13 protein-coding genes and 1 tRNA gene are annotated in these 13,158 nt (G+C 65.2%); 5 read left to right on the plus strand and 9 right to left on the minus strand.

Features of this window, described 5'->3' with window-relative positions; all coding sequences use genetic code 11:
• Positions 1–75: 75 nt before the first annotated feature.
• From APH30_RS10155 to APH30_RS10165, 3 genes are read right to left on the minus strand one after another with little or no spacing between them, the layout of a single operon-like run.
• Positions 76–2,487: a DUF3772 domain-containing protein gene (locus APH30_RS10155; RefSeq protein WP_054912444.1), complete on the minus strand. Its 2,412-nt coding sequence runs from the start codon at positions 2,485–2,487 to the stop codon at positions 76–78.
• A 56-nt stretch (positions 2,488–2,543) separates the two neighbouring features.
• Positions 2,544–3,602, minus strand: coding sequence for a bifunctional DNA-binding transcriptional regulator/O6-methylguanine-DNA methyltransferase Ada (gene ada / locus APH30_RS10160; protein ID WP_054912445.1), 1,059 nt, complete (start codon positions 3,600–3,602; stop codon positions 2,544–2,546).
• A gap of 54 nt (positions 3,603–3,656) precedes the next feature.
• Positions 3,657–4,283 carry a DNA-3-methyladenine glycosylase gene (locus APH30_RS10165; protein ID WP_054903916.1) on the minus strand — a complete coding sequence of 209 codons (627 nt, stop codon included), beginning with the start codon at positions 4,281–4,283 and terminating at the stop codon, positions 3,657–3,659.
• 169 nt (positions 4,284–4,452) lie between these two features.
• Between APH30_RS10165 and APH30_RS10170 the strand changes: the two genes are divergently transcribed.
• On the plus strand, positions 4,453–4,968 hold the full coding sequence (locus tag APH30_RS10170) for a sigma-70 family RNA polymerase sigma factor (RefSeq protein WP_054912452.1): 516 nt from the start codon (positions 4,453–4,455) through the stop codon (positions 4,966–4,968).
• Complete coding sequence (locus APH30_RS10175) at positions 4,961–5,911, plus strand: FecR domain-containing protein (RefSeq protein ID WP_054912446.1); 951 nt, start codon at positions 4,961–4,963, stop codon at positions 5,909–5,911. The genes APH30_RS10170 and APH30_RS10175 overlap by 8 nt, the downstream gene beginning before the upstream one ends.
• Before the next feature lie 73 nt (positions 5,912–5,984).
• Here the strand turns inward: APH30_RS10175 and APH30_RS10180 are convergent, their stop codons facing one another.
• From APH30_RS10180 to APH30_RS10185, 3 genes are all read right to left on the minus strand, one after another.
• The gene (locus tag APH30_RS10180; protein ID WP_054912447.1) at positions 5,985–7,142 is read right to left on the minus strand and encodes an MFS transporter; all 1,158 of its coding nucleotides are present in this window, start codon (positions 7,140–7,142) and stop codon (positions 5,985–5,987) included.
• A gap of 83 nt (positions 7,143–7,225) precedes the next feature.
• Positions 7,226–7,363, minus strand: a complete 138-nt coding sequence (locus tag APH30_RS29055; protein ID WP_165944152.1) for a hypothetical protein — start codon at positions 7,361–7,363, stop codon at positions 7,226–7,228.
• Positions 7,364–7,469: 106 nt separating this feature from the next.
• Positions 7,470–8,684 carry an MFS transporter gene (locus tag APH30_RS10185; protein WP_009686117.1) on the minus strand — a complete coding sequence of 405 codons (1,215 nt, stop codon included), beginning with the start codon at positions 8,682–8,684 and terminating at the stop codon, positions 7,470–7,472.
• Between the two features lie 191 nt (positions 8,685–8,875).
• On the opposite strand from APH30_RS10185, the gene APH30_RS10190 reads away from it, so the two are divergent.
• Together APH30_RS10190 and APH30_RS10195 are read left to right on the plus strand one after the other, a co-directional pair.
• A complete protein-coding gene (locus APH30_RS10190) occupies positions 8,876–9,799 on the plus strand; it encodes a FecR family protein (RefSeq protein WP_054912448.1) in 924 nt (307 codons plus the stop codon).
• Between the two features lie 95 nt (positions 9,800–9,894).
• Positions 9,895–9,971, plus strand: a tRNA-Met gene (locus APH30_RS10195).
• Between the two features lie 106 nt (positions 9,972–10,077).
• On the opposite strand, the gene APH30_RS10200 is transcribed toward APH30_RS10195, so the two are convergent.
• Positions 10,078–10,692 (minus strand): LysE family translocator, encoded by a 615-nt coding sequence (locus tag APH30_RS10200; protein ID WP_054912449.1) that lies wholly within the window; start codon positions 10,690–10,692, stop codon positions 10,078–10,080.
• A gap of 187 nt (positions 10,693–10,879) precedes the next feature.
• Here APH30_RS10200 and APH30_RS10205 point away from each other — a divergent pair, with 187 nt between their 5' ends.
• Positions 10,880–11,797, plus strand: coding sequence for a LysR substrate-binding domain-containing protein (locus APH30_RS10205; protein WP_054912450.1), 918 nt, complete (start codon positions 10,880–10,882; stop codon positions 11,795–11,797).
• A 27-nt stretch (positions 11,798–11,824) separates the two neighbouring features.
• On the opposite strand, the gene rimI is transcribed toward APH30_RS10205, so the two are convergent.
• Positions 11,825–12,280, minus strand: coding sequence for a ribosomal protein S18-alanine N-acetyltransferase (gene rimI, locus APH30_RS10210; protein ID WP_029887538.1), 456 nt, complete (start codon positions 12,278–12,280; stop codon positions 11,825–11,827).
• Entirely contained in the window at positions 12,277–13,062 is a 786-nt protein-coding gene (locus APH30_RS10215) for a hypothetical protein (protein ID WP_054912451.1), read from the minus strand. Before APH30_RS10215 ends, rimI begins: the two co-directional genes overlap by 4 nt.
• Positions 13,063–13,158 lie beyond the last annotated feature (96 nt).

Below are 13,158 nucleotides of genomic sequence, written 5' to 3' on the forward strand. Positions count from 1 at the left end.
GTGCGGGGCCGTTTAGCGGCCCCTTTCGACAGCTTCTGCCATTCATCTAGTCGCGTGCCACTGGCATGAAACGCATCACGGCGCTTCGTCAGCCGGGCGCGCAGCTTCCTGTACCAGCACCATGCTCTGCGGCGAAGACAAGGCGATACCCTCGTCACGCAGCCGCCCAAGGATGGTGAACAGCAGGTCACTGCGGGTACCCGACACCTGGCGCGGCCCGGCCACATAGCCACTGACCGCGATCACCATGCCATTGCTGGTCAGGTCCTTGAACGACACCGAGCTGGCGGGCGCATCCAGAATTGCCTCGTGTTCATGGTAGGCCGCCAGCAGCAACTCACGTACACGGTTGGCATCCGTATCCAGCGGCAGGGTCAAGGTGATGCCGACCACCCCCAGGGCGTTGCCCATGGTCACGTTGCGCACGTTCTGCGAGATGAACTGCGAGTTGGGTACGATCACCGTGGAACGGTCGGACATCTGGATTTCGGTAGCGCGCACGTTGATGCGGCGAATGTCGCCTTCGACGCCGGCCAGGCTGACCCAATCGCCGACCTTCACCGGGCGTTCGGTGAGCAGGATCAGGCCCGAGATGAAGTTCTGCACGATCTGCTGCAGGCCAAAACCGATACCGACCGACAAGGCACTGACCACCCAGGTCAGGCTGGTCAGGTTGATGCGCAGGGTCGACATCACCAGCATGGCCAGGAAAATGAACCCGAGGTAGCCCACCAGGGTGACCAGCGAGGCACGCATGCCGGCGTCCATGTCGGTTTCCGGCAACAGCCGTTCGCTGAGCCAGCGCTTGACCACCCGGATGGCGAACAAGCCGCCGAGCAGAATCGCCATCGCCAGCAGAATGTCCTGCGGCACGATGTTCAGGTTGCCCAGCAATTTGCCACCGGTACCGTCCCAGTCGCCCAGGCTGAGCAGCAGTTCGCTGGGGCTGGTGCCCGACGGCATCAACGCCAGCAGCAGCGCCAGGAACAGCACTACGGTGCGGCCGATACCGGCCAGGATGGTGCTGGCCTGGGCCTGGTGACGTGGCGCCAGCCCCAGGGTCGACGCCAGTGCCAGGCCGCCGGGCTGGCGTGGCGACAGCAGGGTTTCGCACAGGTCGCCGAAGAAGCTGGTCAACAGGTAGGCGCACGTGATCACCAGGCTGACCCACAGCAACTTGGCCGTAAGGAAGTAGGCAAGGGTCAGGTACCCGGTCACCATGGCCAGCATGATAACCCCCAGCCAGATGACCATCACGAACGGGATCAACCCGCCCAGGCCGGTGGGGCGTTCCAGCTCATGCTTGCGCAGGGTGCGGCGGTAGCGCTGCAACGCGCCGGCGAAGATCATCGCCACTACCAGCGCGGTCAGGCCGTTCACCGCCACGGTCAGCGCCAGGCTGGCACCGATCACGGTGTTGATGCGCTCCATGGTCATCATGACCATCAGTGCCAGGGCCAGCACCTTGGGGAACCAGCCCAGCGCGCTGGCCACTTCGTCGTGAATGGCCGGCAGGCGCCAGGACGGGCGCTGCAGCATCAGCATGGCACGGCCCAGGCCCGCGATGAACGCGCTGAACACCACCAGCGCCAGGATGTGGTTGACCAGGCTGGCGATATCGCTGCCCAGTTCGGCATTGCTCTCCAACCCCCAGCGCAGCAGGGAAACCGAACCGGCGATGGTGCCCAGGGTTGCCAGGCTGACCCCCAGCGCCAGGGCACTGCGGCGTAGCCGGCCTTCGGGCAACCAGCGGACCATGGCACGGGCCAATAGCCGCTCTATCCACAGGCGTACCAAGGTCCAGACCAGGATGGCCGCTACCAGGCTGGCCATGAACGGCCAGCGGTGTTCGGGGCTGAACGCGCTGCCAATGGCAACGGCTGCTTCGCCCCGCAGGTCGCGCAGGCGCGCCACGTCATCCTGGGTGGGGCGGATGATGCTCTGCCAGAATGCCGGGCTCAACGGCGAGGCGGCGCGGCTGGTAATCTGCGAGTTGAACTGGCTGCGGCGCAAGTTGACGATTTGCGTGGACAGGTCGCGGGCCGACTGAGTCAGCTTGGTGGCCTGGTCCTGCTGGGCGACCAGGGCCTTTTTCTCGGCCTCCAGGGCCTTGCGCTGCTGGGTCAGGGCCGCAGGCTCGTCAGGCTGGGCCGGGCCAACCACCTTGAGCTTGTCGTCGAGCTTTTCCACATCGGTGGTGCGCTGCGCACTCAAGGCATCAGCCTGGCGCTGAACCTGCATGGCCGCCAGCCGCAACTGCGACAGCAGGTCGTCGTTGGCGTTACTGCTGACGCCTTGGCGAATCTGGTCCAGGCTATCGCTCAACTGCTCGATACTGGCGTTTTCATCCACTGCCGGGGCTGCGGCGTTGGCCGGGTTGGACAACGGCGTGGCAGGGGCCGCCGCGGCCGGGCCGGTGAGCACCAGCAGCAGCGCCAGCATGGCCATCAGGCCAGGGCAAAAACGAACAAGGCTCAGACGCCTCATCGAATATTCCTCTTTACAATCCGATTTGGCGGGGGATTCTACGCGGCTTCAAGGCATCAGGAGAGTGCCGTTTCTCGCGTCAGCAGTTGCTGCTTGCGCGCCACGCCCCAACGGTAGCCGCTGAGGTCGCCATCGCGGCGCACCACGCGGTGGCAGGGGATGGCCACGGCGATGCGATTGGCCGCACACGCCAGGGCTACCGCCCGCACCGCCTTGGGCGCGCCAATGCGTTCGGCAAGGTCGCTGTAGCTGATGCGGCTGCCAGCGGGCACCTCGCGCAGGGCTTGCCACACGCGCTCCTGGAACGCTGTGCCTTGTACATCCAGCGGCAGGCCCAGGCCCAGCGCCGGGGCCTCGACGAACCCCACCACCTCGGCAACCAGTTGCTCATAACCGCGGTCACCGCCGATCAACCGGGCCTTGGGGAACTGATCCTGAAGTTCATGCAGCAGGGTTTCAGGGTCGTCGCCCAGCAGAATCGCGCAAATGCCTTTGTCGCTTTGGGCCACCAGGATGGCGCCCAAGTAGCACTGGCCGAGGGCAAAATGAATGGTGGCCCCTGCGCCCCCGGCGCGGTACTGCCGGGGGCGCATGCCCAGGCGCTGGTCGGCGCTGGCATAGAAGTGGCTGTTGGAGGTGTAGCCGGCGTCGTAGATGGCATCGGTGACCGAGCACCGAGCATCTTCCAGGTGTGCGCGCAGGCGCCGGGCGCGAAAAGCGCTGGCGTAGGCCTTGGGGGTAACGCCGGTTTCGGCTTTGAACAGCCGGTGCAGGTGATACGGGCTGACGGCCAGTTGCGCAGCAAGCTGGTCAAGGCTGGGGCTGGGGTCGCTGGCTTCGATCAGGCGGCAGGCGCGGATGACTAGCTGGCTATGGCGCGCCGCACTGGGCTTGGCGCCAGCGGTGCAGCGCTTGCACGCACGATAGCCAGCGGCCTCGGCCAACGCAGGGGTATTGAAGAACTCGACGTTGCCGCGCTTGGCCAGCCGCGACTTGCAGTTGGGGTGGCAATAGATGCCGGTGGTGCGCACGGCATAGACGAAGTGCCCGACCGCAGCGGGGTCGCGGGCTTCGACGGCTTGCCAGCGTTGGTCGGGGGTGGTGTAGGCGGTCATTGGGTATGCTTCCAGACTCGTGCGGCCGGCTCCGGCCTTGGCGGTGTAAAAACCTCAGGCGCGCCACAGGTACCAGGCCGCCACGGTTCGGTATGGCCGCCAGGCGCCGCCCAGCGAACGCATCTGCGCCGGGGTCGGCGCCTTGTCCAGGCCCTTGAGGCGGCGATACCCCTCGCGCACGCCAAAATCGTCGACGGGCAGGATATCCGACCGCTCCAGGCTATAGATCAGCAGCATTTCCACCGTCCACCGCCCTACCCCGCGCAGCGCTACCAAGCGTTCGATCAGGGCGTCGTCACTCATGGCCAGTGCTGCTTCGCGGGTCGGCACCAGGCCGTCCAGCCTGGCTTGGGCAATGCCTTGGATAGTCGCCATCTTGCTCGCCGAAAAACCGCAGGCGCGCAGGGTTTGCGGGCTTGCGGCCAGTAACTGCTCGGGCGGCGGAAACGCATGCTGCGGGAACAACGCCAGCAACCGGCCCAGGATAGCCTCGGCCGCCCGGGCATGCAGCTGCTGGTAGGCAATCGCGCGCACCAGCGCCTCGTAAGGTTCGCGGCCAGGGGTGGCCTGGTGCAGGCATGGCCCGGTCGCGGCGACATGCCGCGCCCAGTCAGGGTCGAGCGCCGCCAGGTATTCGCCGGCTTGGCGGTAAGCCGCAGGGGAAAGGTCGGCCAGAATCATGGCGGCTCCATCAAGTCGAGTGCAGGTGCAGCTTAGCGCAGCCGTTCATCGGGGGAACGCCGGTTCTTGCGCGGCTAATTCCTGGCCCACCATTGCCCCGCGCCTCCTCCGCGCATAGAATTGAGAACTGTTCACATTCGCACACCTCATGGGACCGGCCTTGGCAACGATGCAGATCAACGACACGCTCAAACCGGCCGAGGTCGCTCTGCTCTACCAGTCCCACCATGCCTGGCTGCGTGGCTGGCTGCGCAGCCGCGTGGGGTGCAGTGAACATGCGGCCGATCTGGCCCAGGATACCTTTGTGCGGGTATTGCGCGCGCGCCAGGCATCGCCTTTGAAAGAACCGCGCGCCTACCTGAGCAGCATTGCCCGCGGATTGATGATCGACCAGTTCCGCCGACGCGCACTGGAGCGGGCCTACCAGCAGAGCCTGGCCCAGGTGCCAGAAACCGAAGTGCCCAGCGAAGAGGCCCGGTTACTCATCCTCGATGCCCTGGCGCGCCTGGACCGCGCCCTGGATCAGCTCAAACCGCGGGCGCGCCAGGCCTTCCTGCTGGCCCAGCTGGACGGTTTGAGCATTGTCCAGATCGCCCGGCAGTTGCACGTGTCGCGCGCGACAATCGAGCGCGACCTGGCCAGCGCCCTGGGCGTCTGCTACCGGTTGCGCTACGCCGATGCCTGATGCCACCCCCACCCAAGCCCAGGTTGACCAGGCCATCGACTGGCTGGTGAAGCTGCGCTTCGACAGCCCCTGCCCGCGTACCCGGCAACAGTTTGAGCAATGGCTGGCCAGCCACCCGCATCACCCACTGGCCTGGCAGCGCGTGAGCCTGCTCAGCGACGAACTGGCAGGGCTGCCCAAGGACCTGAGCCGGCGCACCCTGGAAGGCAGCCAGCAGCAGCGTGGCAGCCGACGCAACCACCTCAAGCTGCTGGCGCTGCTGGCCGTCGGCGGCAGCCTGGGCCTGGCGGCGCGTGAACCACTGGGTTTACCTGAGCTGCTGGCCGACAACAGCACCGCCGTCGGCGAGCGTCGCCAGGTGCAGGGGCGCGACGGCAGCCGTATCCAGTTGAACACTGCCAGCGCCATCGACCTGGACTACAGCGTTGAACAGCGCCAGCTGGCGCTGCTACGCGGTGAAGTGAGCCTGGAGAGCAACGCCAACGACCACCGGCCGTTCCTGATCGAAACGCCGGTTGGGCGGCTGGTCACCCAGGACGGCCAGTTGCTGCTGCGTGAAAACCGCCAGGGCCTGCTGCTGGCGGTGCGCCGTGGCCAGGTCACGCTGTTCCCCGCCTCGGCACTGCGCAGGCAAGTACAGCCGGGCGAGACCTTGCAGGTGTGGCGCGACGGCCGTGTCCAGGCCGTAACGTTGCACAGTGACCCGTGGGGCTGGACTGACGGCGTACTCAGCGTGCAGCAGATGCCGCTTGGCGAGTTTGTCGCCGAACTGGGCCGTTATCGCCCGGGCCTGCTGCGCTGTGCGCCGGAAGTGGCCAGCCTGATGGTGTCTGGCACCTTCCAGTTGAGCGACACCGGCGCCATCCTGCACCTGCTCAGCCGTAGCCTGCCGGTGCGGGTCGAGTACCATACCCGGTATTGGGTCAGCATCGCAGCCGCCTGACGCGTGCGGGCGCGGCCTTGTATCGCGATGGGCCGCAACGCCGCCATTCATGACCGAAGCAACCCCGAAGCCGTCAGTCCGCCAACGCGCGCAGGCGGCCCGCAGCCCGAAACGACTGCCGGGCAAAGCACACGAACAGCCCGGCCATCAGCGCCAGCGCCATTGGCAGGCCATGCGGCGCCACGCCCATCGCCGCGCCACTGACCAACGGCCCTACCAGGCTGCCTACGCCCCACAGCAGGCCCACGCTGGCATTGGCGGTGACCAGGTCCTGGCCCTTGAAGCGCTGGCCGATCAGCACCAACGCCAAGGTATAGATCCCCCCCGCCACCGCCCCCAGCACCACCAGCAGCGGCCACAACAGCCACGTCAGGTCCAGCAACCAGGGCAAACTTATACCGATCGACATCGCCACCAGCCCGCACACCAGGTGCAGCCCGGTGCGCTCGACCCGATCGGCCAGCCAGCCAAGCGGCAGCTGGAACAACATGTCGCCGGCAAACACCACCGTCACCATCAACGCCGCCACACCCACGGCGAAGCCATGGCTGCTGGCGTATACCGGCAGCAACGACAGCACCACGGCGTCGAAGAACGAGAAGAACAGCACCGCCATGCACAACGCCGGCGCCACCCGGAAGAACCCCGCCAGGCCAAAGCTTTTCTCGCCTTCTTCGTGCGCCACATGGTCATTGGGCACCGTCAGCACGATGCACAGCAAGGCCAGGCCATAGCCAACGGTGACCACGCCGGTGATCCATGGGCTGTCCGCCCCCAGTACTGCCAGCATGGCCGGGCCGAGCACCTGGAAGCCGGTAAAGCTGGTGGCATACAGGGCCATGATCTTGCCGCGGTTGTGCTCCGGGCACAGTTCGTTGACCCACGACTCGCCCAGGATGATGGCGATACCCATGCCCAGCCCCAGGCCAAGGCGCAGCAGCGCCAGCAGCCACAGCGAGCCAAAGGCCGCTTCGAGCAGGGCGATGCTGAGTGTGCACAGGCTGAAACACAGCAGGTAGATGGTGCGCCGGGTGAGGTGGCGGCAGCAGGCATCGACCAGGAATGCCGAAAGCATCATGCCGGCAGCGGGAATAGCCGAGATGATGCCGATTTCCAGGGTGCCCGCCCCTGCTTCATGCAGGCGCAACGAAACCAGGGGCAGGCTCGCCCCCAGGCTGAAACCCACGACCGAAACGGCGAACAACAGGCCCGCCAGCAAACGCATGTTCATGTACCACTCCTTGCAAACCGGAAAAACGTGCAGACACAGGCGCGCAGGCCAAAGTGGCCAGCGGCGCGAACGCGCAGATCAGGTCAGGCGAAGTGTGGCGAGAAGGTGAAGGCAAACAGCACGCTGCGGCGGCGCTTGAGTACCGTGTCGCTTGGCCACGCATGGCGCAAGCCCTGAAGGGCAGGCTGGCGGGCGCTGGGCAGTGACGGGGTACGGCGCATTGCTTGGCTACTACGCAGGTGAGAGGGGAAAGTGGCGGCACTCTAGGCCAAGGACAGTCCGGTCGTCAATCGGCAGGGGCCGCCGCATGCAGCGGCCCCGACGAAATCAGCGCTTGCCGGTATTGGGCAGGAACACCGCCAGCAATCCGAACAGCGGCAGGAACGAACAGACGCCATAGACGTATTCGATGCCCCGCAAGTCTGCGACGTACCCCAGCAGCGCCGCACCGATGCCGCCAAAGCCGAACATCAGGCCGAAGAAGATGCCGGCAATCATGCCCACGCTGCCCGGCACGAGCTCCTGCGCATACACCACGATGGCGGAAAACGCCGAAGCCAGAATGAAGCCGATCACCACGCTCAGTACCGTGGTCCAGAACAGATCGGCATAGGGCAGCGCCAGGGTGAACGGGGTCACGCCAAGGATCGAGAACCAGATCACCGCCTTGCGCCCGATACGGTCACCGATCGGCCCACCGAAGAAGGTCCCCGCCGCCACGGCCCCAAGGAACAGGAACAGGTGCAACTGCGAGCTGGCTACCGATACCGCGAATTTCTCGATCAGGTAGAAGGTGAAGTAGCTGGTGAAACTGGCCATGTAGAAGTACTTGGAGAACACCAGCAAGCCCAACACGATCAGCGCCACGATCACCCGCTGGCGGGAGATGCCATGGGTGGCCTGCACCGCCTTGCGTGCTTTGGCCTGGTTAAGGTGTTCCTTGTACCAGCCACGCAGCATCAGGGTTACGCCAAGGAAGAACAACGCAGCCAGGCCGAACCAGGCGACGTGGGTCTGGCCGAACGGAATGACGATGGCCGCCGCCAGCAACGGGCCCAGCGCCGAACCGGTGTTGCCCCCCACCTGGAAAGTTGACTGGGCCAGGCCGAAGCGCCCGCCGGAGGCCAGCCGCGCGATACGCGAGGTTTCGGGGTGGAAGGTGGAGGAACCGATGCCCACCAGTGCAGACGCCAGCAGGATCATCGGGAAGCTGCCGACGAAGGCCAGCATCACGATCCCCACCAGGGTGCACAAGGTGCCCAGCGGCAGCAGGTTCGGTGCCGGCCGACGGTCGGTGAAAAAGCCGACCCAGGGCTGCAACAGCGACGCGGTGATCTGGAACGTCAGGGTGATCATGCCGATCTGGGCGAAGCTCAGGTTGTAATTGGCCTTGAGCATCGGGTAGATCGCCGGCAGTACCGACTGGATCAGGTCGTTGATCAGGTGCGCCAGCGCGCAGAAACCGATGATACGCATCACCAGCGGCGTGGCCTGGTTGGCCGGTGCCTGGCTGGATGCGGTGGAGGCGCTACTGGTGGCCATTTGCCTAAATCTCCGTCCTCAGGTTTGGGATCCGATTATCGGGAAACAAATAGATACTTAGCTACCTTTTTTTCCCTCCGTCGTGACGTTCTTGAAAATGGTTCTCAATATAATTAGCATCCCTGTCTACTTCTCCTGTCATCGTTGGGCCCACTGGCCCCACTCGCGAGCAGACCGTACCCATGAGCCCGATGCCCGCCAAACAGCTGCAACCCGACCCCGAGCAGGAAGCGCTCGAGTGGTTCTCGGCGTTGCGCCACCCCAGCTGTGACGACGCCCAGCGCCAGGCCTTCGCGGCCTGGTGCCAAGCTGCTGAAAACGCCCAGGCCTATGCCGAGCTGGAGCGTTTCTGGCAGCAGGTGCAGCCCTCACCCGCCCGCCCTCGCCCACGGCCGCCAAGCGAGCGCCGCAGTCACCTGGGCAAATGGGTGGCGCTGTTCTTTCTCCTGGGCCTGGCCGCCGCTACCTACCTCTACTGGCCGTGGATGCAGCGCCTGGCCAGCGAGCTGCACACCGATGTGGGCGAGCGGCGCAGCACGCGCCTGGCCGATGGCACGACCTTGAGCCTGGACAGCGCCAGTGCGATGAACGTGGACCTGCGCGGCCGTACCCGCCAGCTGCATCTGGTACAGGGCCAGGTGTACCTGCAGGTGGCGCTCGATGGGCGCGCCCTGGAGGTGGCAGTGGGTAACGCACGCATCCAGGTGTTCGGCACCCGCCTGCAAGTCACCCGCCATGCCAACCATGACGAACTGGTGGTCATCAGTGGCAAGGCCATGGTCGTGCAGGGGGGTGAGCAGCGCCTGGTCTCGACAGGTGAACGGGTAACCTTCGATGACACGCGCATCGGCACGGTACGCCCAGCGGACCTGAAAACCGTAGACAGTTGGCGCAGCGGCTACCTGAAGGCCAGCGACATGCCGCTGGGGCAGGTGCTGGAGCGCCTGGCCAGCTACCAAGGCCAGCGGGTATGGCTTATGGATGAACAACTGGCCCATCGCCGTGTAAGCGGCGATTTCAACCTCGACCGCGCCGGGGAAACCCTGCAATCCCTGGCCGCCGCCCAGCATCTGCAGCTACAAGGCGTGCTCGGGCACTGGCTTGTGGTGCGCTAGAACCGGCCCTGGCCGCTAAGTTTTTGAAAGCGTGCAAATTTTTTTTGAAATGAGTGTTGACAGGGGGGGCGTTCAAGAGAATAATGCGCGCCATCGGCTACATAGCTCAGTTGGTTAGAGCATAGCATTCATAATGCTGGGGTCCGGGGTTCAAGTCCCTGTGTAGCCACCAAACAAGACGAAGGGCTTACCGCAAGGTAAGCCCTTTTTCTTTGCCTGCGAGAACTGCCGCATCGAAAGCAGCCCCGGGGCTGCTACCCCTTCTTGCCCCTTGGGCGTCAGCGGATGCCGCTCACTGCCACAGTCAACCCGAGCCCGATCAGCGCCACGCCGATCACCCGGTCCACCAGCCCTTGGCGGTCGATCATGGCCTTGCGCAAGGCAGTGCTGGAAAAAAACACCGCGACCAGGCTGAACCACAGCCAGTGCGCGAACGACATGAACGCACCATAGGCAAATGCCAGCTGCAACGAGCTGCCCGGTTGCACGACCTGGGTGTAGGCACTGACCACGAACAACATGGTCTTGGGGTTCAGCGCGTTGGTCAAAAACCCCGTGCGCAGGGCTTGCAGCACCGAGGCACTGTTAGGCGCCCCACCCTCAAGGCTGATGCGCCGGGTATTGGTGACCGACTTGTACCCCAGGTAGATCAGATACCCGGCGCCCACCACCTTCATGGCCAGGAACAGCATCGGGCTCTGGCTGATGATCACGGCAATGCCCAGTACCGTGTACAGCACGTGCACCTGGACCCCCAAGGCGATCCCCACTGCGGCAGCCAGCCCGGCCTTGCGGCCTTGTGCATAACTGCTGCGGGTCACCATGGCGAAGTCGGCACCGGGGCTGATGACGGCGAGCAGGGTGAATACGGCGACGGCGACGAGTTCGGTCATGGGGATAGCCCTCGATAGGCGATGAAAATGCACAGACCGAGAATTATCGGGAGCTTACGGTGCAGGGAAAATCGATTTATCGTGGCGTAAATCTGATAGTTTCAGTCACAGATACCTAGCGCCTGCTCCAGCCAGCGTGTGATTGTGCAGGCTGCCCAACGCTGCAGTGCCGGCTTGGAGAACTGCCATGAAACTGCCCCCACTCAACGCCTTCCGCTACTTCGACATCGCCGCCCAAAGCGAAAGCTTCGTGCGCGCCGCCGAACACCTGCACGTCACCCACGGCGCCGTCAGCCGGCAAGTGCGCTTGCTCGAAGAAAGCCTTGGCGTAGAACTGTTCGAGCGCCGCAACCGGGCCATTTTTCTCACCGCCGCCGGCCGCGCGCTGCACGGCACCACCCAGGCGATCTTCGAACAACTGGAAGGCGCCGTTCAGCGCTTGCAACACCAGGCCCGCGACAATGTGCTGGTGCTGTCCTGCGAACCGACCATCGCCATGCGCTGGCTGATCCCGCGGCTGCCGCGTTTCCATGTAGCCCACCCCGACCTGCAGTTGCACCTGGTAGCCGCTGGCGGTCCGCTGGACTTCGCCCGCGGCGGCGTCGACCTGGCCATCCGCCGTGACGACTTCCATTGGGGTAACCAGTTGTTCAACCAGAAGGTCTGCGATGAGTGGGTCGGCCCGGTGTGCCGCCCCAGCGCCGGGTTCCGGCTCGACCGCCAACGCCTGCTGCACAGCACCACCCGCCCCGCTGCCTGGCCCACCTGGCTGCGCCTCAGCGGCCAACGGGCGCGGCACTGCGAACGCAGTGACTACGAGCATTTCTATCTGTCGATCCAGGCCGCCAGCGCCGGTTTGGGCGTGGCCATGGCCTCTGCCTTGATGGTGCGCGACGAACTCGACAGCGGGCAGTTGCAGGCGCCGTTCGGGTTTATCCGCGATGGCTCGGCCTACCACCTGCTCAGCCCCCAGCCGTTGAACGATGGTGGCAAGCGCCAGCGCTTCACAGGCTGGGTCATGGAAGAGTGCCACGCCTGTCTGGCTCATTTGGGCTTGTTGCAGCCTGACGCCCCAGCACCACCGGTGCCGGGGCAGCCGCGCTAGGCGATGTTAACCAGGCAGCACGCAGGGTCAGTCTTCAAGCAGGGTACAAGCCATCACCAGGGCATCTTCACGGCCACCCGCCACTGGGTAATAGTCACGGCGACGGCCGATTTCGTTGAAGCCGTAGCGCTCGTACAAGCGGTAGGCCGACTGGTTGCTGGCGCGCACTTCCAGGAAGCATTCGCGGCCATTGAGCTGATAGGCACGGGCCATCAGGTGCTCCAGCAGGCGCAGGCCCAGGCCGCAGCCCTGGTTCTCGGGTTTGACGGTAATGTTGAGCAGGTGCGCTTCGTCGATGATCACGTTGATCACCCCGTGGCCCACTTGCTGCTCGCCATCGAACATCAGCCAGACTTCGTAGGATTTGAGCGCATCCTGGAAAATCCCGCGGGTCCAGGGGTGGCTGAACGCGGCATATTCGATCTTAAGTACGGCATCCAGATCCGCCTCGGTCATCGGGCGAAAACTGATCGAGTCACTCATTCAACGCTCTTCCAGCGCACCATCAGCTGGCGCATGGCTTTCCAGACGTCCGCCTTGCGCTGCGGCTCGTCCATCAACAGTTCAAGGCCCGGCAAGACCCAGGCATCGCCCAGGCCGTCGAGCTTCAGGGTTTGGTAATAGGCCTGGGCGTCGGCGTTGGCGGCAAAGCGCACCGCTGGCAGGCCCACCAGCCAGAGGCAGGTGCACGGCGCGTCTTCCAGGCGCGCCTGGACAAAGCCCTGGACAAAATCACGTGCCGCCTCCGGGCCCTGGTCCATGTTGCCGCGTACCAGCAACGGCCAGCGCACCGGCTCGCCGATGATCTGCGGTGCATCGGGTAGCCCGGCGGCGCGCAGCATGTCCTTGAGCAGCAGGTAGGAAGGGTCGCGGCTCTGGAACGGCTGGCCGGTGGCCAGTTCGACCAGCAGCAGGCAACTGCCGGCGCGCAGCAACTGCAGCGCGAAACGTGGCGGTGGCACCGGCGCCGGCCTTGGTGGTGCGGGTTGCGCCTCGGCCTCGACCGCCTTGACCGCCGGCTTGGGCCCACTGCCGGGCCGCGGGATCTCGATTTTGGGCCGCTCGGCGGAGCGCGCCTGGGGTGCGATTGGCTTTTCGTTGCCAGGGGCTGGCGGCAGCACATCGAAGTCGAGGTCCTCGACCGGGGCCACCGGTAGCAGCAACTCGGGGCGCGACGGCGCAGCGAACGGCAGTTCGGCGCGCGGCAGCCAGTGCACCACTTGCATGGCGGAAAGGAAGGCGCGGCGGCGGGGTTCGGTGAGCAAGGGGCAGGGTCCGAGGGGTGGAGGCAGTTGGGCATTCTAACGTGTACGCCTTGGTTTTTGCAGCGTCTATCAGACCGAGCGCCGCCCGCGCGGCGC

Source organism: Pseudomonas sp. NBRC 111127 (genome assembly GCF_001320345.1).
In the GTDB taxonomy this organism is placed as follows: Bacteria; Pseudomonadota; Gammaproteobacteria; order Pseudomonadales; family Pseudomonadaceae; genus Aquipseudomonas; species Aquipseudomonas juntendi.

Coding starts and splice junctions, on each gene's coding strand:
- rimI (WP_029887538.1), bottom strand. CDS start 12,280: ATGAGTGACTCGATCAGTTTTCGCCCGATGACCGAGGCGGATCTGGAT.
- APH30_RS10170 (WP_054912452.1), top strand. CDS start 4,453: ATGCAGATCAACGACACGCTCAAACCGGCCGAGGTCGCTCTGCTCTAC.
- APH30_RS29055 (WP_165944152.1), bottom strand. CDS start 7,363: ATGCGCCGTACCCCGTCACTGCCCAGCGCCCGCCAGCCTGCCCTTCAG.
- APH30_RS10185 (WP_009686117.1), bottom strand. CDS start 8,684: ATGGCCACCAGTAGCGCCTCCACCGCATCCAGCCAGGCACCGGCCAAC.
- APH30_RS10165 (WP_054903916.1), bottom strand. CDS start 4,283: ATGATTCTGGCCGACCTTTCCCCTGCGGCTTACCGCCAAGCCGGCGAA.
- APH30_RS10200 (WP_054912449.1), bottom strand. CDS start 10,692: ATGACCGAACTCGTCGCCGTCGCCGTATTCACCCTGCTCGCCGTCATC.
- APH30_RS10205 (WP_054912450.1), top strand. CDS start 10,880: ATGAAACTGCCCCCACTCAACGCCTTCCGCTACTTCGACATCGCCGCC.
- APH30_RS10190 (WP_054912448.1), top strand. CDS start 8,876: ATGCCCGCCAAACAGCTGCAACCCGACCCCGAGCAGGAAGCGCTCGAG.
- APH30_RS10180 (WP_054912447.1), bottom strand. CDS start 7,142: ATGAACATGCGTTTGCTGGCGGGCCTGTTGTTCGCCGTTTCGGTCGTG.
- APH30_RS10175 (WP_054912446.1), top strand. CDS start 4,961: ATGCCTGATGCCACCCCCACCCAAGCCCAGGTTGACCAGGCCATCGAC.
- ada (WP_054912445.1), bottom strand. CDS start 3,602: ATGACCGCCTACACCACCCCCGACCAACGCTGGCAAGCCGTCGAAGCC.
- APH30_RS10155 (WP_054912444.1), bottom strand. CDS start 2,487: ATGAGGCGTCTGAGCCTTGTTCGTTTTTGCCCTGGCCTGATGGCCATG.